Below are 20,776 nucleotides of genomic sequence, written 5' to 3' on the forward strand. Positions count from 1 at the left end.
TATGGAATTATTTTGGTACATAGTTTTAATGACCATGTTGGCTGTTTATGTAATTTTAGATGGCTATGATTTTGGTGCAGGTATCATTCATTTGTTTTTTGCCAAAAATGAAAAAGATAAAAAGGTAATTACCAATGCCATTGGTCCATTTTGGGATGCCAATGAAGTTTGGCTTATTGCTTCGGGTGGTGTTTTGTTTTTTGCCTTTCCTACCTTGTACGCTTCCTCTTTTAGCGGTTTTTATTTACCATTGATTATGATTTTGTGGTTGCTTATTTTTAGAGCAATTGGCTTAGAATTAAGAGGGCTAGTTCATAATCCCCTCTGGGAAAGTATCTGGGATAAAGCCTTTGGTATAGCCAGCCTTTTATTGGCATTATTTTTTGGCATTGCTTTAGGGAATATTGTTAGAGGTGTTAATTTGGGTATGGTAGAAAATGGGGTTTCTACTCAGGAAGCGCATTATTTCTTTTTACCCTTATGGAACCCTACTTTTAGTCCACAAGCGGAACATTTGGGGATTATAGATTGGTTTACAGTTTTATTAGGATTAGTAGCTGTAGTGACGCTCACAATTCATGGTGCAAATTGGATACTATTTAAAACCAATTCTGGATTGAATGAGAAGCTTAAAGAATTAGTTTTTACACTCAATTTTATATTGTTGGCTTTGGTAATAGCTTCACTATTAGTTTGGCACATTATAGAACCTAAACCTTTTCATAATTTTATAGAAATGCCTTGGTTATGGATTTTTCCATTAATCACCTTCATAGGTTTACTTGGTTTGTTTAAGGTGAAATCTTTTAAAAAAGATGGTCAGCCTTTTCTATTTTCATCTTTATTTTTATTTGGAGCATTTGCTTCCACAGCAGCATCAATTTTTCCTAAAGTGTTGCCTTCAACCAACGACGTCAACCCTTCTTTGACTTTGTATAATGTGGCAGCAGATAATTACGGGCTATCCGTTGGTTTAAACTGGTTTATTGTGGCAGTTATTCTTGTAATCCTCTATATGATAATACAGTATAGGGTTTTCAAAGGAAAAATGGATAACGTGGGTTACGGAGAGCATTAAATAATAAAGCGGTATTTAACTACTTTATGTATGTAACATAAGTTACTTCAAAAACTACTTTAAAGTATAACCTTTAGTACATATTACTTTTTATCACTTCAGTATCAGTATGATATATATCATTTTGAGAAAGTGACTTGAAAGCTAACTTTATTAAAAATAAGGATATGTCAAGAATCGTAGTTTTAGGAGCCGGAATTTCTGGTCATGTTGCAGCAACCCATTTAAGGAGAAAACTATCCAAAGAGCATGAGGTGGTGGTGGTTTCTCCTAATAGTAATTATCAATGGATTCCTTCCAATATTTGGGTAGGTATTGGTAGAATGAAACCTAAAGACATTCTATTTCCATTAGCTCCTTTATATAAGAAGAAAAACATTGATTATAAACAAGCAAAGGCTGTTACTTTTCATCCTGAAGGAGACCAAGATGTTGACAAACCATATGTTATGGTTGAATATGTTGTTGGAGAACAAAAAGGAGAAAAAGAAAAAGTCACCTATGATTATCTTATCAATGGTACGGGTCCAAGATTAAATTTTGAAGCTACAGAAGGATTAAAGCCAGGAAATAATAATACGTATTCCGTATGTACTTATGGTCATGCAACAGAAGCTTGGGGTGCTTTAAATGAGTTAATTCAACAAATGAAACAAGGTAAGATCGCCAAGATTCTTATTGGTACGGGACATGCCAAATCTACTTGCCAAGGAGCCGCATTTGAATATATTTTGAATGTGGAACAGGAACTTAGACGGCACAAAGTAAGAGATAAAGCAGAAATCACTTGGATAGCTAATGAGCATGAGTTAGGAGATTTTGGTATGGACGGTATGCTACTTAGTTATGGCAGTAATATCATGAAATCCAATGAGCTAGTAGAGATGGTTTTTGAGGATAGAGATATAAAATGGATTATTGGTGCTGGAGTAAACAAAATTGAAGATGGTATAGCTCATTATGAAACTTTAGAAGGCCAATACAAATCAGAAACTTATGATTTTGCAATGCTGATTCCTGCGTTTTCTGGACATGGATTTACGGCATACGATAAAACAGGCACGGAAATCACAGAAAAGCTCTTTAAAGGGTTTATGATAGTGGATGCTGATTATACACCCAAACCTTATGAAGAATGGTCTGTTCAAGATTGGCCGGAGACATATCAAAACCCTTCATACCCAAATATATTTGCTCCAGGTATTGCATTTGCACCACCACATGCTATATCTAAACCTCGGGTAAGTAAAAATGGAACACCAATATCACCTTCGCCACCACGAACAGGAATGCCATCTGGTATTACTGCGAAAATTGTTGCTGATAATATTATAGATACGATAAAAAAAGGCGGTACATCATCTTTACATCATAAAGGTTCTATGGGGAATATGGGTGCAGCTTGTATAGCTTCTGCAGGTTATGGCATGACAAAAGGAAGTGGAATTAGTATTACTACGTATCCCATTGTACCAGATTATAATAAATACCCAAACACAAAAGGAAGGAAACTAGGTAAAACCTTTGGAGAAATAGGATTGGCAGGTCATTGGTTAAAACTAGCCCTGCACTACGCATTTATATACAAAGCCAAAATGAAACCATTTTGGTGGTTGATTCCGGAATAAGAATCTAAAAAAATTTCAATTATGACACAAAGAATATCAAAATACCAACGGTTTAAAATGATGAACCCCATCATTCAACTTTTTAAGTTCATTTATTTGAGCATAAAAATAATGCTGGTTGTAGCAGGAGGGCATGGAGGAACCAGACAAGAATCATAATTATAGAATGTATTAGAAAAATCAATTGTCGCATAGAACAATCATATCGCGAGTGTAATAAATGTCACACAAATCTTAATCTTGTCCCTCTAATTTTACCATATAATATATAAATAAAATAATATGGAAACTACAAATGAATATCAAGAAAAGGAAGTGGTGTCAATGCCAAGAATAGGTGATAAAGCCCCAGAATTTATAGCAACTACTACGCAAGGAGAAATTAATTTTCCTTCAGATTATGCTGGAGAATGGGCTATTCTTTTTAGTCATCCCGCAGATTTTACACCAGTATGCACATCAGAATTTATGACGTTTGCACACCTTGAAGAAAAATTCAACAAAGCAAACTGTAAACTAGTAGGGTTGTCCATTGATGGCTTATATAGCCATATTGCTTGGCTACGAACTATTAAAGATAAAATTACTTTTAATGGAATGAAAAACATTGAAGTTAAGTTCCCTTTAATAGAAGATATTTCAATGAATGTGGCGAATAAATATGGGATGATTCAGCCTGGTGAAAGTAAAACGCAAGCTGTAAGAGCTGTTTTTTTTATTGACCCCAAAGGTATTATCAGAGCAATCATATATTATCCATTAAGTTTAGGAAGAAATTTTGATGAAATATACCGAGCTCTAATTGCAATGCAGACTTCAGATAAATTCTCAGTAGCTACTCCTGCGGATTGGAACCCTGGAGATGATGTTATTATTTCACCAGCTGGTTCTTGTGGTGTTGCAGAAGAAAGAATGACCGCCAATGAAGAATTGGAATGTGAAGATTGGTTTTTTTGTACAAAAAAATTGGACAAAAAAGAAGTTTTGGACAGTATTCTAAAAAAATAGGTTTAATACTACTCATGCATAGAAAGGGAAACGCTTACGCGTTTCCCTTTTTTATTTCTGTTTAACCACAACTGAACTCTCAAATAAGATTTTAATGTAACAATAGATACAAAGCTGGGTAACCTAAGTTACTTCCAGGCTGTATTTGCTAACCTACTTTTGTTCCATCAAATTAAAAAGAATGAATAAAAATATATACGTTTTAATGTTTTTTGTATTGTTTCTTCATGTAAAACTTCAATCACAAGAAATCATACCAATTTCTAAAGATGAAGTACTACTTACCGTTTCAGAGAAAAACACATCCCTTAAAATATCCGAACAGGAGTATAATGAAGCAAAGGCAGATTATAGAACTACTAACGCTATTTTCTTACCGAATATAACGGCTTCCCACACCGGTATGGCCACTACAAATCCTTTAATGGCATTTGGTTCTATATTGAATCAGGAGGTATTAACTCAGTCTGATTTTAATCCCAGTTTGTTGAATGACCCTTCACAGATTGAAAACTATGCTACCAAGGTTGAAATTTTACAGCCTTTGATAAATGTAGACGGAATCTATCAACGAAAAGCAGCCAAGACAAAAATGGATGCCATGGAAATGCAAACACAAAGAACTGCTGACTATTTATTGTTGGAAGTGAAAAAGGCGTACATGCAGCTTCAATTAGCCTATAAAGGTGTTGCTGTTTTGGAAAAAGCATTGACGGCGGCAAATGCAAACAAAAAACTGGCGGATGATAGTTTTAAACAAGGATACATTCAACGTGCAGATGTTTTGTTGGTTGATATTAGAGTGACCGAAGTTAAAAATCAGTTACAGACGGCAAAAAGCAATGTAGAAAATGCTTCCAACTATCTGTCCTTTTTGATGAACAATAAGGACGATGTCATTTTTAGCCCCGTAGACAGTTTATCGGTTTCATCTTTTAATAGAGTTGAGGTCGAAAGCATTTCAGAAAATCGTTCCGATGTCAAAGCCATGCAATTGGCGTCCAACGCGTATGGTTCTATGCACAAGGCTGATAAAATGGCATTTTTACCACGCTTAAATGCCTTTGGTAGTTATGAATTATACGATGATGAAATTTTTCAAGCTGATGCAAACGGATACACTTTTGGCGCGCAGTTAAGTTGGGATATTTTTCAAGGTTCAAAGCGTTTTGGAAAAGCACAGAAAAGTAAAGCGGAATACGAGAAATCTAAATTGCAATATGAGCAATATGTGTCTCAAAGTCAATTGGAACTAAACAAAGCCAATAGAATGTTTATAGATGCTGAAAATAGACTAAAACTAACAGAATTGAGCTTAGAACAGTCTGCAGAATCTTTAAGAATCAGAACCAACAGGTTTAAAGAAGGTCTTGAAAAAACATCGGACCTACTAATGGCCGAAACACAATATTCACAAAAACAGTTAGCGTATTATCAAACCATTTTTGAATACAATTATGCGCAAGCTTATTTGCAATTTTTAACTAAAGAATAGTTCTCGATACATTCCTTCTTTGTCGGAATACTCGAACTGACGCTGTCACATCGAGTGAATTTTGAGGAACGAGAAATTTGTATCGAGATGCATATCAAAATAAAAAGTAAATAAATTTTATAACATGAAAAAATACACCTACATAATCGCAGTAAGTATCATCTCAATTTTTATCACAAGTTGTGGTAGCGATGAGCATAAAATTGCCGTGGATAATTCACCAGCAATTAAAGTGCAAGTCAATAAAGTTGAAGCGAATACAAACAATCCGTTTTTAACGGCAAGTGGAAAAATTCAGGCAGTAAATAGCGCTAATCTAAGCACACGCATGATGGGCTTTGTAACTAAAACCCATGTAAAAGTTGGCGATAAGGTTAAAAAAGGGCAGTTACTACTCTCTATAAACAATGCTGATTTACAAGCAAAAGCGGCACAGGTTAATGCTGGTATTACTGAAGCAACGGCTGCTTATAAGAATGCTGAAAAAGATTATAACCGATTTAAAAATTTGTTTAGCGACAATAGTGCTTCACAAAAAGAATTGGATGATATGACTGCTCATTTTGAAATGGCAAAAGCACGGCTAGAGGCTGCAAACCATATGAAGAATGAAATTAATTCTCAATTCGCATATGCAAATATTAAAGCACCTTTTAATGGTGTTGTAACCAATAAATTCATTGAAGTTGGCGATATGGCAAATCCAGGAGTGCCTTTAATATCTGTAGAATCCCCTGATAAATTTGAAGTTATGGCTATGGTTCCTGAAAATGAAATTCATCAAATAAAGATGGGAACTTCAGTCAATGTATTGGTGAAATCTATAAACAAAACGATAAAAGGAAAAGTAACCGAGGTAAGTACATCTGCTAAAAATACAGGTGGGCAATTTTTAGTGAAGGTTGCATTAATTGACACCGTTAAAAATGTTTTGTCAGGTATGTTTTCAACGGTTCAATTTCCTGTAGAAAAAACAACGGCATCGTCAAATTTGGTGTTGATTCCAAAAGAAGCACTTGTTGAAAGAGGTCAATTATCTGGGGTTTATTCGATAAGTCAAAGTAATACCGCAGTACTGCGATGGTTGCGTTTGGGACGAACTTATGGCGAGCATGTGGAAGTTTTATCAGGATTATCTGCTGATGAATCTTACATAGTTTCATCAAACGGAAAACTTTTTAATGGAGCGAAAATTTCAGTTCAATAACTATAAATTTTTAGAAAGATGAAAGAAGGTTTAGCAGGAAAAATTGCCAAAGTTTTTATTGGTTCCAAGCTTACTGTGCTTTTAATGGTCGTTTTTATGGTTATTGGAGTGTATAGTTCGTTTTTAATTCCACGTGAGGAAGAACCACAGATAGATGTTCCTATGGCAGATATTTTTGTGGGATATCCAGGGGCAAGCCCTACCGAAGTAGAATCCAGAGTTATAAAACCATTGGAGAAATTAATCTCTAATATCAAAGGTGTTGAGTATGTGTATTCAACATCAATGAAAGAACAGGGAATGGTTATTGTTCAGTTTTATGTAGGCGAAGATATTGAACGTTCGTTTGTAAAACTTTATAATGAGATTAACAAGCATATGGACCAAATGCCAGAAGGTGTTACGTTTCCTCTGGTAAAAACACGCGCCATTGATGATGTACCTATGTTGGGGGTAACGTTATGGAGTGAAAATTATGATGATTATCAATTAAAACAGATTGCGCAAGAGCTTACCAATGAAATTGAAAAGGTTAATGATGTTGCTTCTACGCATAAAATTGGAGGTAGAAACCGACAATTACGAGTAGTTCTAGACAAAGATAAACTTGCCGCAAGTGGGTTAGATTTTTTATCGGTTTCTAAAATGATTAAAGCCAATAACACACAACTAAGTGCTGGCAGCTTTAATAAATCTGATACCGAGTTTTTGGTAACAACGGGTAAGTTTTTAGAATCTACCGAAGATGTAGAAAACCTAGTTGTTGGTGTTCAACAAAATCAACCTATTTATTTAAAGCAAATAGCTCAAATTATTGATGGCCCAGAAGTGCCAACGAATTATGTGAGTTTAGGATTTGGACAAGCGAGTGTAAAAGCATCGGATTATAAATCAGAATATCCTGCGGTAACTATTTCCATCGCCAAGCGAAAAGGGGCAGATGCCATGAAAATCGCAGATGTAGTTTTAGATAAGGTAAATCATTTACGCCGTGATTTGATACCAGATGATGTACATGTAGAAGTCACCAGAAATTATGGTGAAACAGCATCTAATAAAGTATCAGAACTACTATTGCACCTTATCGGTTCTATTATTGCCGTAACTTTCGTAGTAATGTTGGCCATGGGTTGGCGTGGTGGATTGGTTGTATTTTTATCCGTTCCCATCACCTTTGCATTAACGCTTTTGAGTTATTATATGCTCGATTATACGCTAAACAGAATCACACTTTTTGCATTGGTATTTGTAACGGGTATTGTGGTAGATGACTCCATTATTATTGCCGAAAATATGCACCGGCATTTTAAGATGAAACGGTTGCCCTTTAAACAAGCAGCTTTGTATGCTATAAATGAAGTGGGGAATCCTACAATTTTAGCAACCTTTACCGTAATTGCATCTGTATTACCCATGGCATTTGTTTCTGGGTTAATGGGCCCTTATATGAGTCCGATGCCAATAGGTGCTTCTATTGCCATGATTTTATCCTTGTTTGTAGCATTAACAATTACACCATATTTAGGGTATATTTTTCTTCGTGAGAAGGATAAACCTGCCCGTTACGTAGACGGGAAAGGAGCTGTAGAAAAGGTTGAAAAACCTATGGAAGAAACGTTCATCTACAAAATGTACAATAAGTTTGAACGTCCTTTAATTGAAAATAAAACCAAAAGATGGCTGTTTTTAGGAATCACTTTTTTATTGCTAATGGGCTCCGTAGCAATGTTTTTCACAAAATCAGTTGCTGTAAAAATGCTTCCTTTTGATAATAAAAATGAATTTCAGGTAGTCATTGATATGCCTGAAGGCACAACCTTAGAGCGTACAGCAGTTGTTTCACAAGAAATTGCACAGTATTTATCTACGCGGCCAGAAGTAGTAACCTATCAAAGCTATGTTGGTACTTCTGCACCAATTACATTTAATGGCCTAGTACGTCATTACGATTTACGTGGTGGGAGTAATATGGCTGATATTCAAGTGAATTTAATTGACAAAGAAGAGCGTACGGCGCAAAGTCATGATATTGCCAGATTGCTACGCCCAGAAATTCAGAAAATAGCAGGTAAATACAATGCCAACGTAAAAATGGTTGAAGTACCGCCAGGCCCTCCAGTTCTATCAACTATTGTAGCAGAAATTTATGGACCCGATTATGATACTCAGATTGATGTTGCCAATCAAGTACAAAACATTCTTAAAAACACCGATGATGTTGTAGATATAGATTGGATGGTAGAAGCAGACCAAGTGGAATATGAATTCATTATCGACAAGGAAAAAGCGATGTTGTATGGTGTTGCGCCACAACAAATTGCATATACCATGAATATGGCATTATCTAACAGGGCCATTACAACTTTGTATGATGAACATGCTTCTAATCAAGTGGGATTACTATTGGCTTTGGATGAAAAAGAGAAATCGACCCTAAGTGATATTTCACAATTGAAAGTAAAGTCGGAACAAGGTCAAATGATTACCGTTGGTGATTTAGTAGCAATAAACCCTACAACAAAAGCCAAGAGTATTTATAGAAAGAACCAAAAACGAGTGGTTTATGTAATGGCAGATATGGCAGGCGAATTAGAAAGTCCTGTATACGCTATTTTGGGGATGGAAGACAAATTGAAAAATGTAAAATTGCCTGAAGGATACAAACTAGACGAACTCTACTTAGAGCAACCCAAATACGAAGATGATTATACCGTAAAATGGGATGGTGAATGGCAAATAACCTTAGAGGTATTTAGAGATTTGGGTATTGCCTTTATGGGAGCCATCATCATTATTTATCTTTTAATTGTGGGGTGGTTTCAAAACTTTAAAGCACCAATTGTAATGATGGTCGCTATACCTTTATCATTAATAGGTATTGTGCTTGGTCATTGGATTATGGGAGCCTTTTTTACTGCAACCTCCTTTATTGGTATGATTGCCTTAGCGGGAATTATGGTTCGGAACTCTGTACTGCTGATTGATTTTATCAACCTACGGTTGGCAGAAGGTATTCCGTTAAAACAAGCGGCTATTGAGGCCGGCGCAGTACGTACAACTCCAATTTTACTTACTGCAGGAACCGTTGTTATAGGAGCATTTGTAATTCTGTTTGACCCTATTTTTCAAGGTTTAGCCATTTCATTAATGGGAGGGACCATTGTTTCTACAGTACTGACATTATTGGTTGTGCCATTGGTTTATTATATGATTGAACGCAAAAATTATGAATAATTTGTCTGGTCGAGCGCAGTCGAGACCTATTAGGTGTGGTATAATTACAATATATTCTTGATTACGCTCGAATTGACGTTAAAATTAAATTCAAATGAAACTATTAATTGTAACTGTTGTAGAACAATTTCATAAAGAAATTCTACAATTATTTAAAAAGGCAGGTATTGAAAACTTTAGTGGCTCAGATATAGACGGCTATAAAAACGCTCCGTCTTTATTAAGAAAATCAAGTTGGTTTCCTAGTGAGCAAAACGGTACTGAATCTAACATGTATTTTTCTTTTACATCAGAAGAAAAAATAGATGCCTTATTTGGCTTAATAGAAAAGTTTAACAGTAACATGGAAACGAACAATCCTATAAAGGCGGTTGTTGTTCCCATTGAAAAACACATTTAAAACTAATAATATGAAAAATAGAATCGTAAGAGCAGTCGCAGGAACATTTATATTGATAAGTGTAGTACTTGCTATAAAAGTAAATATGAACTGGTTGTGGTTTACTGCTTTTGTTGGCGCAAATTTATTGCAATCCTCTTTCACAAAATGGTGTCTAATGGAAGATATACTCAAAAAATTTGGGGTGAAAGATTAATTTTTTTGTCATAGGGAAATCTTGGTTTTGTGATTTTTTGGTTGTTATAGAACCTTATGATGAGAAAAGTGGTTGGTTATGTTGGTTGATGAAAAAGCCTGACTCTTTTATGGGTTGGGCTTTTCTATATAAAATATTTCAGCTTGGTACCGGGTATTACAATTATTTTTTCACACTTAAGCTTTCAATTAAGTCAACTTGTGTATAATGGTTGGTTTTATTAGGTTTTATAGCTATTATCTGTGGAAATATTTGAGTGGTATCATCATAAATTTTTGGATTTAATGGTCGCCATGGCTTGCATGGCATGTTGTATAGTTGTTGGGTTTATTTCACTTGGAAATGGAATTATATTAGTTACATCTTTAGATTTTATTCCAATGACCTCAATAGCCAGAGTCCCTTGAACATGGTTGGAGTCAGCAGCAATACCAAGGGCAAATAAGTCTCCAAAAGCAACATTACTTTTGTTTGACTTTATTTTGGTTATTAATCCATTCAACTATTGAGACTAAATATTTTGGTGATAGCATTTGAAAATAGGGGAACTCTTTATCCAAATTAGTCATTGAATGCGTCGTATTTTCCAAAGTCAAAATTTCATACTTTTTGGTCTTCGATTTTTTAATAGCTTTTTCAATAATATGGTAGCTGTTTTTGGGAATTACATTATCTGATAGCCCTTGAATTATCAATATTGGCTGGTTATTTTTTTTAAAATAAGGGAGTCCACTAAAGTTTAGCTTATCATCTTTTTGAATATGTTCATTTGGAATCCAGATGTATTTAAGCCAATCTTGATTGTTATGTTTATTTGTAATAGAGTTTAATTTTTTATAGCTCAAATTATTTGCCAAATAGTTATATCCCGCTTTTTGAACTTTTGTAGCAATAGTTATATTTTCTTGACCAATATGCCCTATGTTTAAATTTCTCCAACTATTTAAATCACTCTCCAAGAGTGTTCCGCTAGGGCAACTGACTGAAATTCCAAATTTGAGCTCAGGTATTTTTGCCAAAATATAGGGTATTTTGATGCCTCCTTGACTACTGCCTTTTATTCCAATTTTAGATAGTGAAAGACCAGTGGTTTTCACAAAAAAATGAATGGCATTAATATCATCTGAACATAGTTCTTCTATGGTTGCTGATTGCCAATTGCCTTCAGATTTTCCAGTTCCTCGTTTATCATAATTAAAAATGGTATACCCAATATTTGCAAAATATGAAGCTTCGGCATTGGAACCACTTCGGTCATTTCCTTGAGAGGATGTAACGAAAAACAAACCCTTTTGAATTGAACTTAAGGGATTCCATAATGTTCCGTAAAACTGTAACCCATTGGAAATAAAACTAACCTCTTGTTTTTCAATCATTTTTATATCAGTTGTCTTTTCCTCAACCAAATCTGATTCAAATGTGTTCAATAATTGCTCATTTTTATTGGCGTAAACCTTTAGGTGGCCTTTAAATTTTTTATTACGCTTCATATATATGTATTCGTAAGTATAATAATCACTAACCACATAGAACGCAAGAGAGTCTTTTTTGAAGATTGTATTTTGACATGGGATTTCATAAGCGTTCATCTCGATGCTAGAAAAAAAGGCATTACTATGATTATCTGTTTTAGTCAGTTTAATCTTGAAACTAAAAGATGATACTCCATAATCAATGGTGCCTGAAAATGATTGAGCACTTAATGTTATAGTAAATAATAACATTATTAAAATTTTAAAATACTTCATTATTTATTTTTTTAAATTGATAAATATTTAATAGATGTGCTTCTTACCTTTACTATTTAACAAAACTTGAGCTTCTTTCCAATTCGGAAGTTGTTCCGCTTCAATCGTCAACGTTATGATTTCTTTTGCTATTGATTTAGAGTTCTTTATCGCATCAAGATGGGCTCCGTTATGGGCAAATGCCCTCATATCTTCTTTATTTCTCCAAAGGGTCATGGTGTAATGCTTTGTCCAAAAACCTTTTTTCTTGAATTCTATGGAGTTTGACGCCTTCATTTGGTTAGACACCTGCAGTGCAAAAAGGGACAATTTGAAAAATTTTAACGGAGTTTTGAGTTCTATACAGGTTATGGTAACGAACATATCTTATTGAGTTTATTAATTATATTTAGTTTCTATAGAATAAATTGGCACAACTTTTCATCAAATTTTTCATTTTTAATTTGCTCGGAAACCTGTTTGGCCCTCTCCTTATAAACATTATTTTGGAACAAATCCAATAGCTTAGGTTCTAAATTCTTTCTGCTCATTTTTTTCACTGCTATTCCTTTAGGCCCAACACCGAGATTATGAATCAATTTATTCCACATAAACTGATCCATAATATGCGGGATAATTAAGGTCGAACAAGCATACTTCAAAGCTGTATGTGTAGTCCCAGAACCACCATGGTGTATCGTGGCATGAATTTTTTGAAATATCCAATCATAAGGTATATCATGCACAAAATGGACTAGGTCTCGATTATATATTTTAGGGTTTAATAGGCCACCAGAGGACGTGTTTATTATGGTAGGAATGTTATAGTCTTGCACTATATCCAAAATAATTGCTGTCTTTTCCTCTGGGTTTTCATTTGTCATGCTACCAAAGGTTACGAATAGGATTTTGTCATGTTGCGCAATAAATGCTTTTAACATTTCATCGGCATTCCATGAATTTATCTTATTTCTTTCATGATACCCTAAAACCTGTACGTTTTGTGGCCAATGTACGGGTCTGGAAAAGAGTGATGGGGAAACCGTAAACACTATTTTAGATGTTAACAGTGTTTCCTTCAATTGTTTTGAAGTAATTTTTTTAAAGGCACTAAGTTCTTTTATTGCCGCTCGTACATTCTTGAGAAGTCCAAAATTTGTAAGAGTATAGGTTAGTTTATTTATTAGTGCCCCATAGTTCTTGTTAAAACCAATATGACCATGATTCTTCGTGTCATGGATTAAATAAGGAATCGGGCTTACCAAGATTGCCTTTTCTGGATTTTCAACACCCCAGAATAAGGGAAGAATAGCTTTAATGTGGAAAACGACTCTATCTGGTTGAACTTTTTTGATGATAGCTGCTTGCTGCTTTACAAGTAGTTTGTTAATCACTGATGATTCTTTGTACAGTCGGTAGTAGGCATTTACTTTTTCAAAAAAGGACGCTTTACCTCCCATTACTATTTTACCCTCTTTACTATCCAATAATTCAAGAAACTTAGCGCTTAAGCCGATGAAGTCTTGTTTGGCTTCGATAGTAAGCGCTCGGAACTGTTCGGGAAAACAACAAAAGGTTTCATGCCCTTTTTTTTGAAGCATTTCTGCAATTGCCAAAAATGGTTCTATATCTCCGCGAGTTCCAATCGAAATGAGAAGTATTTTCATGCTACTATTTTTTAAACAAATGGATAAATTTGTCGCTGCGTTTTACCCAATCTTATAGTTTGTTATTAGATTTTTATTATTTTCACCTCTTTAGTTCAAGTGATATTTACTTTTCTCTAGAAAAGCTTCGGCGTCTTTCATTTCTATTATTTCTTTAATTGCCAACTTTTTATCTGAGCTTTCTTTGTAATATGATTCACAAATCTTATATCCTATATAGTATCCCAAGTCTGGGGGTCTATTAGAAAAGTAATTGTAAAACCAATCCGTATCTTTATAACCTTTGTTTTGTTGTACATCTTGATAAAACTCTTTCCACAATTCTTTTTCATGTGATTCTCCATAATTAAATATTGACAAACTCATGGTCTGTTCCCCCATAATAATTGTAGAAATAAAAGACGCAGCTCCTTCAATAATTGCTTGAGATAATAAGGATTCATTGGTGTTATCGCCTAAAGGTTGTTGCGTGTGCACCATCTCATGAGCTACCAAATGCAAGATGTTGCCTTTTTTGGTTTCTAATATTTTTTTTAAAAAATTGGGTATTTCTGACAAGTCAATTGTAACAGGGCTTGCAATCGCAATTTCAGACCCTAATAGCATTAACCCTTTATCTGTAGTTCCTCCTGTCATAAGTGGGCTAACAGCAAAGCAAATATCTGGTGACTTAAAAGGTTCATATAGTTCTGTCATATCTTCATAAACCTTATCAATTTCCTTTCTCCTGTTTTTTATAGATTCGAGTTTAGGTCTTATTGATTTTAGAAATTTTGGATTATTTTTTGCCATTGACACATATTGTTCAGAAAAAAAACCTCTTAATTCTATGAATTTTTTGAATTCGGGAGTTGCTTTATCTAAAAACAGTACTTGGAATGTAGCAATACTATCTTTTGATGTAGCCAAAGCATCATAAGCTTTCCAAAAATTATCAATATCTTCAGTTACTATTTGATACTCCAATTTTGACACTTTATCTATACAGGAGGAGCTAATAAAGCAAACTAACGTAATGAGAATAATGAAAGTATTTTTCATGGTTAATAATTCATTTTTAATTAAAATTGATAGTTAGCCCCTATCGCAAAATCCCATTTGTCATCAACATCTATATTCGTGGCCAAATCTTCATAATTGACATATACACGGCCAATAGAAGCTTTTATATAAAATCGCTTATAAATAGGAGATTCCAACCTAAGCCCATATCTCAAAAATCGTTGCCCATCTTTTTGGGTGAAAGTTGACCCATTGGTCTCTGCAATTTTGATATCAAAATCTCTCTTTGTTACGAAGGCGTACGAGCTTAATAGAATATTTTTATTTTTTCCCAATGCTGCTCCGACATTAAACCCATATCCGAATTGAGAATTATTTTCATAATCGATTTTCATTTGGTTTCTGGTATCTATCTGTTCTAAGTCGCCGTCCGTAATTCCGAATTGGATTTCCGCACCAAGAACCAATCTATCATTTGCTATTTGCTTTCGATATCCTAGTGCGAATTCAACAATTAAACCTGATTTTTGACCCAAAACATCCAAATCATTAATAAGAGCTCCACCAAAAATGTTTTGCGAACCTATATTGAGACCTACATATGGGCCATCAAAATAAGTGTTTGAAATTGTACTATTCTCTTTATCCTGAGCATTTGTTAAAAAGATACTAAAGAAGAGTAATGCTAAAAAAATTAAGTTGAAAAATGACTGTCCGTGATTGATTGAATTTTGTTTCATGATTACATCGTTTATTGATTAATAATTTTGATGCAAAAATGAGTGCTAATAAAAAATGAAATGCTTCAAACGCTGATTTGAGACTACTTTGAAGGAAACGAATTAGCTCAGACTATAAAGTGAGCCTTTTGATATTCTTTAGGAGAAACTCCAACTTGCTTTTTGAATATACGATTTAAGGTTGCTTTGGAGTTAAAACCACTTTCTATTCCTAGAGCAAGAATGGTAAACTTTCTATTTTCAGGTTTTGCTAAAAGAACTTTAAAATGTTCCGTCCTGTATTCATTTACATAATCATAAAATGATTGTTGCGCTTTAGAATTAATTGTTTGGGAAATGTTATGTGTAGTCACATTAATAGTTTTAGATAAATCTTGAACCTTAAGTTGTGGCTCTAAGTAAACTTTCTCCTTTTCAAAAAGCTGTTTAATCTGTTTGAAAATAGACTCCATTTCCTCATTTGACAATGATGAAGATTTGTACTTACTGGAACTTTTGTCTTGTATAGTTGAGGTTGTTTTTTTTACTTTAATTTCAACTTTGCTATTTAAGCCTAAGGAATTATTAAATTCTACCAAGGAATATTGTCTAATACCATTATAACATAAATAAAACAGTGATAATACAATTGAAACAAAAACGACGAAATAGAGTGTTTCCAAACTTCCCCAATGCAAAAAACTAAATGCCAACGATATTAACAGAATAAGCAAGTTATTTATAAAATAGGTCCATGTAAAATTTTCAAGCCATGTTAACCGAATAGTCTCAATAAAAGAATAATCATTTTTAATTTTTTGTTGATACTGTTTTAATTGCTTTAAAAACCAAAGAAGAGAAATAAAAACAAAAACATTCCCTCCTCTATAAAAAAACTGATATGCAGCAGAAGGTGTTCTATGTTGAATTGTTAACAGCTCTACATCGTAGTCGATTAAAAACATAAAATCAATAAAAATAAAAATTGAAAAAGCTACTGCGAAAGAAACAAACCACCACCATTTCTTTTTTAGTTTATTGTCATCACTAATGAGTAACATTGAATATGTTAGAAAGGAAGGGAGAACATAAAAACTGGTTATCTTTTCTAAAACAAAATTAAAACTATTAAGTCCTTGTCTTATCCAAAGGTCGCCTACAAAAATACCTGCTATAAGTACAATCGTAATAATAAGCATATAATCACTGGTCATTTTATTCTGCTTTTGAAAAATGAACAGAAGAAATATAGTGAGAATACTTAGGCCTGCTATGTTTACTATTAACATAAATTGTTATTGTCTATATTTGGTATTGCCAGCTTCTTGTTTTTAATCAAGTTTAAATTCTTAGACAACACCATTGATGAAGATTTTCATCTATTAAAGATATTAAAAAACCTATTCACCTTAAAGTACTATAAAGCATCATTTGAATTTATATATAGGTTATTTTTTTAGTGATTTAACCCACTAACCAACTCTCTATATGAATTTGTTGCGCTATTGTTTTGTTTTATAGCTATTATCTGTGGAAATATTTGAGTGGTATCATCATAAATTTTGGATTTAATGGTCGCCATGGCTTGCATGGCATGTTGTATAGTTGTTGGGTTTATTTCACTTGGAAATGGAATTATATTAGTTACATCTTTAGATTTTATTCCAATGACCTCAATAGCCAGAGTCCCTTGAACATGGTTGGAGTCAGCAGCAATACCAAGGGCAAATAAGTCTCCAAAAGCAACATTACTTTTGTTAGACTTTATTTTAGCTATTAATCTAAGTCCAACACCAATTCTTGCAGAACCTAAGTTATCATTATTTACTGTTTTGTGTTTAGAATAATCCATTACAATTCTATATTGACCGTTCTTTATTGAAACTGCCGATGGCCCCAAATTTATTTCGCCATTTTTTGTAAGTTCTAGTATGCTTACAAGAACATTCTCGTTCACTAAAAAATTTAATTTTTCCTCTTTGGTTGCTAAAAACATATCCTTATACTTTTTAGCACCATTTTCTATAACAGGAATGTCATAACCATATTCAATAGGATCTATTGGGATATATTCAAAATTCCTGCTAGATACGTTGTAATGCATTTGTGTAGTTGATTTGCAAGAAATGAAGCCAATCAATATGACGATAATCATTACTGTTTTTTTCATTTTTTCAAATCTTTAGGTTGTCTCTTTTAAAACTATTTATAACAAATGATAATTAAAACATAGAAAAGGTGTGTGTGTTGTTTAAATGAGTGAGATGGCCTTATCGGTTAGGTAAAACAAAAAAGCCCACACAAAATGTGTGGGCTTTTTTGCTTATTTGTGACCTCGACAGGATTCAAACCTTGCGTTTTAATCCCTTTATTTACTGGAGTTATGCTAAATACTATGTTTCGTGTTGACCATTTGTGAACTAGTATTAATACTCAATACTATAATCCAGTCTTTCATCTAGTACAAATGTAAATATTTTAATGTTTTTTAATTGAAATGTTTCCCAAAAATTATTTTTAGATTAAGGGCTTGAAGCCATAACTTCCAGTCCAAAGAGGTTGGATATAAGGACTTTCAATATTTTTAACGTTATGCATGCTGAATAGTATCTTCATTGATATACTTTTACCCTCTACTTAAGGCTTTTACAATATGCATAAATAGTATATTTGATTAATTTCAAACCTTTTTGGACAATTGATTTCAGCTAAATATATAAGATATTGTAAACAGGTAATTCCATTTGCGGTTATTTGGCTGTTATTTGGGTTTGCCTATGTTTTGTTGGAAGCTGGTTTACTAGGTCGTTCAACTGTTTATATATCTACTGGGAATCAATATAGTTTTAAAAATTCCTTAGTGTATATATCATTTGGATCATTAATAATGGGTACTGTTCAGGGAGCAATAGAGATAATGTTTCTTAAAAATGTGTTCGAAAAAAAAGCACTTTGGTTTAAGATTCTTGGCAAAGGTATTATCTACATTCTACTAATCATCCTTTTTCTTATAACGGTTACCATAATTAATAGAACAGTTGGTTTTTATGATAGTACTCTGAGTAAGGATGTATTAAATGACTTGATTAGATTTATGAATTCTTTTGCATTTTGGAGTGTTGTAGTTTACTCGGGTTTGGTATTACTATTGGCCCTCATAATTTCTGAATTAGGAGAATATTTAGGAATTGATTTGTTGTATAATTTTTTTATTGGCAAGTATAATAAACCAAATTTGGAAAAAAGAATTTTTATGTTTCTTGACATAAAGTCTTCTACAACTATCGCTGAACAGATAGGACATGAAAAATACTTCAGTTTTATTAAGTCTTATTATGCTGGAATGACTAATGCAATTCTTGAAACATCAGGCGAGGTTTATCAATATGTTGGTGATGAAATAGTAATTACATGGCCTTTTAAAAAAGGAATAGAAAATGACAATTGTATTGAATGTTTTCAAAAAATTAGTAATATAATTGATGAAAGAAAAAAATACTATTTAAATAGATTTGGTGTTATACCTGAATTCAAAGCAGGTTATCATTTGGGTGAAGTAACTAGTGGGGAAATAGGGGTAATTAAACGCGATATTGTATATTCCGGAGATGTACTCAATACAGCAGCAAGAATCCAAAGCCTTTGTAATTCCTATAAATCTAAAATACTTCTTTCAGAAGATCTGGTACAAGAATTATCTCCCATAAGTAAATTCAAATATTCTAATATTGGCAAGTTAACACTAAGAGGTAAGTCAGAGGAAACAAATCTATATAATTGCGTGTTTGAAAGTAAAATGGAAAATTGATGGTATTGTTATAACTTAATTTATTTTTTGTAAAAGAGATAAATCCATAAGATTCTTGATATTCTCATATTAAAAGAGGAAAACATTCTATTGTGACTCCAGCTAATTGGAAACAAAATGATGATGTAATTATTTCACCAGATCTTCAAGGAAAAAAATTAGACGAGGCATTTCCAAAAGGGTATAAAAAATTTACAGATTATTTGAGGTATACACCAAAACCATAAAACTGTATTTCAAGTTCTTTTAAGCCTATTTTAGTTGAAATGCAATCTTACATTATGCATTAGTCCCATTTCCTTCTATTTTAAATTTCACATAGTTTTTTAATTCATTTTCAGAGCCATCGCCGTCACTATTTTTTTGACAGCAAAACAACAACATTCAGATTTGAAAAACGGCATAAAACCAGGCTCCTTTCCGCTTTGCTCAAGCAAGTTCGCTTACTCTTTTTTTACATTATATCAAATGAATAAAATCTTGGCAGGTAATTTAAGAGTTCGTATTTAGAGCAGTATAGGTTAAAGATGAAAAATTACAATTTCAGTATTATGGCACAACAAGAATTTGATTGAAAATCACCAGTAAAAAAAAAGAGTTAGTAATTTTAAAACCACTAACTCTTTGATAATCAATTATTTAAAAAGTGACCTCGACAGGATTCAAACCTGTAACCTTCTGAGCCGTAATCAGATGCGCTATTCAGTTGCGCCACGAGGCCTTTATTTCCCTTTAATAGGGCTGCAAATATATTTCTTTTTAAATTTACTGCAAAACCCTTACCCTTAAAAGAAATGGATTTTAAGAAGTACATACGAGATGTTGAAGATTTTCCAAAGAAAGGAATTGTTTTTAAGGATATAACCCCTTTACTGCAAAGTAATTTTGCTTTAATTTCTGCGGCTGAGGAACTTTTAAAATTAATTGGTGATCAAGAGGTAAATAAAGTAGTGGGAATGGAAAGTAGAGGTTTTTTCTTTGCCCCATGGTTGGCAACCAAGTTAAATGCGGGTTTTGTGCCTGTACGTAAAGCTGGTAAACTACCTTTTAATAAAATAGCTGAGACCTATTCTTTGGAATATGGTGAAGATATGTTAGAAATGCATGCCGATGGTATTTTAAAAGGGGAGAAGGTGGTGATACATGATGATGTTTTGGCGACAGGTGGCACTGCAGAAGCTGTATGTAAGCTTGTAGAAAAATTAGGAGGGGAAATTGTACAATGTAATTTTTTAATAGAATTGGACTTTCTTAACGGAAAAGAAAAACTAAAAGAGTATAGTGTAAACTCTCTACTGCATTACTAGTCCAATGCATTGGTGGTAACATAATAACGCCAACCAATTAGGGCCATTTGCAATTTAGATGCTTTGGCTAGATCAACTCTTTTTTTAGATAAACGGGGAAGAAGAGTTTTATTAACTTTTGCTAAAAATTTAAAGAATACTTTTTTCAACGAGATTTGTTTGTTGTAAAGATAAGTACTTAAGTGGAAAAAGAAGGCTTGTTATGAATTGCCTTCTTAATTTTATATAGGCCTATATATATACCGGCTTAAAGAAAAATTGTAATAAGGGAGAACAGTATGAACAACAAAAATTTGGCAA

20 protein-coding genes and 1 tRNA gene are annotated in these 20,776 nt (G+C 33.3%); 12 read left to right on the forward strand and 9 right to left on the reverse strand.

Going from position 1 to position 20,776, the window contains the following annotated elements; translation table 11 throughout:
• Position 1 precedes the first annotated feature (1 nt).
• The 9 genes from cydB to AC000W_RS10130 all read left to right on the forward strand — a co-directional run bounded on the left by cydB (position 2) and on the right by AC000W_RS10130 (position 10,246).
• Positions 2-1,078, forward strand: a complete 1,077-nt coding sequence (gene cydB / locus AC000W_RS10090) for a cytochrome d ubiquinol oxidase subunit II (protein WP_474747999.1) — start codon at positions 2-4, stop codon at positions 1,076-1,078.
• Positions 1,079-1,245: 167 nt separating this feature from the next.
• Entirely contained in the window at positions 1,246-2,706 is a 1,461-nt protein-coding gene (locus AC000W_RS10095; protein WP_474748000.1) for an NAD(P)/FAD-dependent oxidoreductase, read from the forward strand.
• A 21-nt stretch (positions 2,707-2,727) separates the two neighbouring features.
• Complete coding sequence (locus tag AC000W_RS10100) at positions 2,728-2,865, forward strand: hypothetical protein (protein ID WP_474748002.1); 138 nt, start codon at positions 2,728-2,730, stop codon at positions 2,863-2,865.
• A gap of 123 nt (positions 2,866-2,988) precedes the next feature.
• Complete coding sequence (locus AC000W_RS10105; RefSeq protein ID WP_474748003.1) at positions 2,989-3,714, forward strand: peroxiredoxin; 726 nt, start codon at positions 2,989-2,991, stop codon at positions 3,712-3,714.
• Positions 3,715-3,895: 181 nt separating this feature from the next.
• Entirely contained in the window at positions 3,896-5,209 is a 1,314-nt protein-coding gene (locus tag AC000W_RS10110; protein ID WP_474748005.1) for a TolC family protein, read from the forward strand.
• 124 nt (positions 5,210-5,333) lie between these two features.
• Complete coding sequence (locus AC000W_RS10115; RefSeq protein ID WP_474748007.1) at positions 5,334-6,416, forward strand: efflux RND transporter periplasmic adaptor subunit; 1,083 nt, start codon at positions 5,334-5,336, stop codon at positions 6,414-6,416.
• 18 nt (positions 6,417-6,434) lie between these two features.
• Positions 6,435-9,650: an efflux RND transporter permease subunit gene (locus AC000W_RS10120; protein ID WP_474748009.1), complete on the forward strand. Its 3,216-nt coding sequence runs from the start codon at positions 6,435-6,437 to the stop codon at positions 9,648-9,650.
• A 94-nt stretch (positions 9,651-9,744) separates the two neighbouring features.
• Complete coding sequence (locus tag AC000W_RS10125; RefSeq protein ID WP_474748010.1) at positions 9,745-10,050, forward strand: hypothetical protein; 306 nt, start codon at positions 9,745-9,747, stop codon at positions 10,048-10,050.
• Between the two features lie 10 nt (positions 10,051-10,060).
• Entirely contained in the window at positions 10,061-10,246 is a 186-nt protein-coding gene (locus AC000W_RS10130; RefSeq protein WP_474748012.1) for a YgaP family membrane protein, read from the forward strand.
• A 265-nt stretch (positions 10,247-10,511) separates the two neighbouring features.
• Here the strand turns inward: AC000W_RS10130 and AC000W_RS10135 are convergent, their stop codons facing one another.
• From AC000W_RS10135 to AC000W_RS10170, 8 genes are all read right to left on the reverse strand, one after another.
• Positions 10,512-10,748: a hypothetical protein gene (locus AC000W_RS10135; RefSeq protein WP_474748013.1), complete on the reverse strand. Its 237-nt coding sequence runs from the start codon at positions 10,746-10,748 to the stop codon at positions 10,512-10,514.
• The gene (locus AC000W_RS10140) at positions 10,708-11,736 is read right to left on the reverse strand and encodes an alpha/beta hydrolase family protein (RefSeq protein ID WP_474748015.1); all 1,029 of its coding nucleotides are present in this window, start codon (positions 11,734-11,736) and stop codon (positions 10,708-10,710) included. The genes AC000W_RS10135 and AC000W_RS10140 overlap by 41 nt, the downstream gene beginning before the upstream one ends.
• 285 nt (positions 11,737-12,021) lie before the next feature.
• Positions 12,022-12,357, reverse strand: coding sequence for a DUF3291 domain-containing protein (locus AC000W_RS10145; RefSeq protein WP_474748016.1), 336 nt, complete (start codon positions 12,355-12,357; stop codon positions 12,022-12,024).
• A 32-nt stretch (positions 12,358-12,389) separates the two neighbouring features.
• Positions 12,390-13,640, reverse strand: coding sequence for a glycosyltransferase (locus AC000W_RS10150; protein ID WP_474748018.1), 1,251 nt, complete (start codon positions 13,638-13,640; stop codon positions 12,390-12,392).
• A 90-nt stretch (positions 13,641-13,730) separates the two neighbouring features.
• Positions 13,731-14,681, reverse strand: coding sequence for a gliding motility protein GldB-related protein (locus AC000W_RS10155; protein WP_474748019.1), 951 nt, complete (start codon positions 14,679-14,681; stop codon positions 13,731-13,733).
• 20 nt (positions 14,682-14,701) lie between these two features.
• Positions 14,702-15,382 carry an outer membrane beta-barrel protein gene (locus tag AC000W_RS10160; RefSeq protein ID WP_474748021.1) on the reverse strand — a complete coding sequence of 227 codons (681 nt, stop codon included), beginning with the start codon at positions 15,380-15,382 and terminating at the stop codon, positions 14,702-14,704.
• A gap of 107 nt (positions 15,383-15,489) precedes the next feature.
• Entirely contained in the window at positions 15,490-16,575 is a 1,086-nt protein-coding gene (locus AC000W_RS10165; protein ID WP_476658677.1) for a helix-turn-helix domain-containing protein, read from the reverse strand.
• 242 nt (positions 16,576-16,817) lie between these two features.
• Entirely contained in the window at positions 16,818-17,531 is a 714-nt protein-coding gene (locus tag AC000W_RS10170; protein ID WP_474748024.1) for a hypothetical protein, read from the reverse strand.
• A 528-nt stretch (positions 17,532-18,059) separates the two neighbouring features.
• Here AC000W_RS10170 and AC000W_RS10175 point away from each other — a divergent pair.
• Entirely contained in the window at positions 18,060-19,169 is a 1,110-nt protein-coding gene (locus tag AC000W_RS10175; protein WP_474748026.1) for an adenylate/guanylate cyclase domain-containing protein, read from the forward strand.
• 68 nt (positions 19,170-19,237) lie between these two features.
• Positions 19,238-19,396: a hypothetical protein gene (locus tag AC000W_RS10180; protein ID WP_474748178.1), complete on the forward strand. Its 159-nt coding sequence runs from the start codon at positions 19,238-19,240 to the stop codon at positions 19,394-19,396.
• 420 nt (positions 19,397-19,816) lie between these two features.
• Here AC000W_RS10180 and AC000W_RS10185 read toward each other — a convergent pair.
• Positions 19,817-19,890 (reverse strand) — tRNA-Arg (locus tag AC000W_RS10185).
• Between the two features lie 73 nt (positions 19,891-19,963).
• On the opposite strand from AC000W_RS10185, the gene AC000W_RS10190 reads away from it, so the two are divergent.
• Positions 19,964-20,476 carry an adenine phosphoribosyltransferase gene (locus AC000W_RS10190; protein WP_474748027.1) on the forward strand — a complete coding sequence of 171 codons (513 nt, stop codon included), beginning with the start codon at positions 19,964-19,966 and terminating at the stop codon, positions 20,474-20,476.
• Positions 20,477-20,776 lie beyond the last annotated feature (300 nt).

This window comes from Saonia sp. (assembly GCF_056326165.1).

Excerpts from the sequence above, each read along its gene's own strand:
- cydB (WP_474747999.1), top strand. The coding sequence starts at position 2 with ATGGAATTATTTTGGTACATAGTTTTAATGACCATGTTGGCTGTTTAT.
- AC000W_RS10095 (WP_474748000.1), top strand. The coding sequence starts at position 1,246 with ATGTCAAGAATCGTAGTTTTAGGAGCCGGAATTTCTGGTCATGTTGCA.
- AC000W_RS10100 (WP_474748002.1), top strand. The coding sequence starts at position 2,728 with ATGACACAAAGAATATCAAAATACCAACGGTTTAAAATGATGAACCCC.
- AC000W_RS10105 (WP_474748003.1), top strand. The coding sequence starts at position 2,989 with ATGGAAACTACAAATGAATATCAAGAAAAGGAAGTGGTGTCAATGCCA.
- AC000W_RS10110 (WP_474748005.1), top strand. The coding sequence starts at position 3,896 with ATGAATAAAAATATATACGTTTTAATGTTTTTTGTATTGTTTCTTCAT.
- AC000W_RS10115 (WP_474748007.1), top strand. The coding sequence starts at position 5,334 with ATGAAAAAATACACCTACATAATCGCAGTAAGTATCATCTCAATTTTT.
- AC000W_RS10120 (WP_474748009.1), top strand. The coding sequence starts at position 6,435 with ATGAAAGAAGGTTTAGCAGGAAAAATTGCCAAAGTTTTTATTGGTTCC.
- AC000W_RS10125 (WP_474748010.1), top strand. The coding sequence starts at position 9,745 with ATGAAACTATTAATTGTAACTGTTGTAGAACAATTTCATAAAGAAATT.
- AC000W_RS10130 (WP_474748012.1), top strand. The coding sequence starts at position 10,061 with ATGAAAAATAGAATCGTAAGAGCAGTCGCAGGAACATTTATATTGATA.
- AC000W_RS10140 (WP_474748015.1), bottom strand. The coding sequence starts at position 11,736 with ATGAAGCGTAATAAAAAATTTAAAGGCCACCTAAAGGTTTACGCCAAT.
- AC000W_RS10145 (WP_474748016.1), bottom strand. The coding sequence starts at position 12,357 with ATGTTCGTTACCATAACCTGTATAGAACTCAAAACTCCGTTAAAATTT.
- AC000W_RS10150 (WP_474748018.1), bottom strand. The coding sequence starts at position 13,640 with ATGAAAATACTTCTCATTTCGATTGGAACTCGCGGAGATATAGAACCA.
- AC000W_RS10155 (WP_474748019.1), bottom strand. The coding sequence starts at position 14,681 with ATGAAAAATACTTTCATTATTCTCATTACGTTAGTTTGCTTTATTAGC.
- AC000W_RS10160 (WP_474748021.1), bottom strand. The coding sequence starts at position 15,382 with ATGAAACAAAATTCAATCAATCACGGACAGTCATTTTTCAACTTAATT.
- AC000W_RS10165 (WP_476658677.1), bottom strand. The coding sequence starts at position 16,575 with ATGACCAGTGATTATATGCTTATTATTACGATTGTACTTATAGCAGGT.
- AC000W_RS10170 (WP_474748024.1), bottom strand. The coding sequence starts at position 17,531 with ATGAAAAAAACAGTAATGATTATCGTCATATTGATTGGCTTCATTTCT.
- AC000W_RS10190 (WP_474748027.1), top strand. The coding sequence starts at position 19,964 with ATGGATTTTAAGAAGTACATACGAGATGTTGAAGATTTTCCAAAGAAA.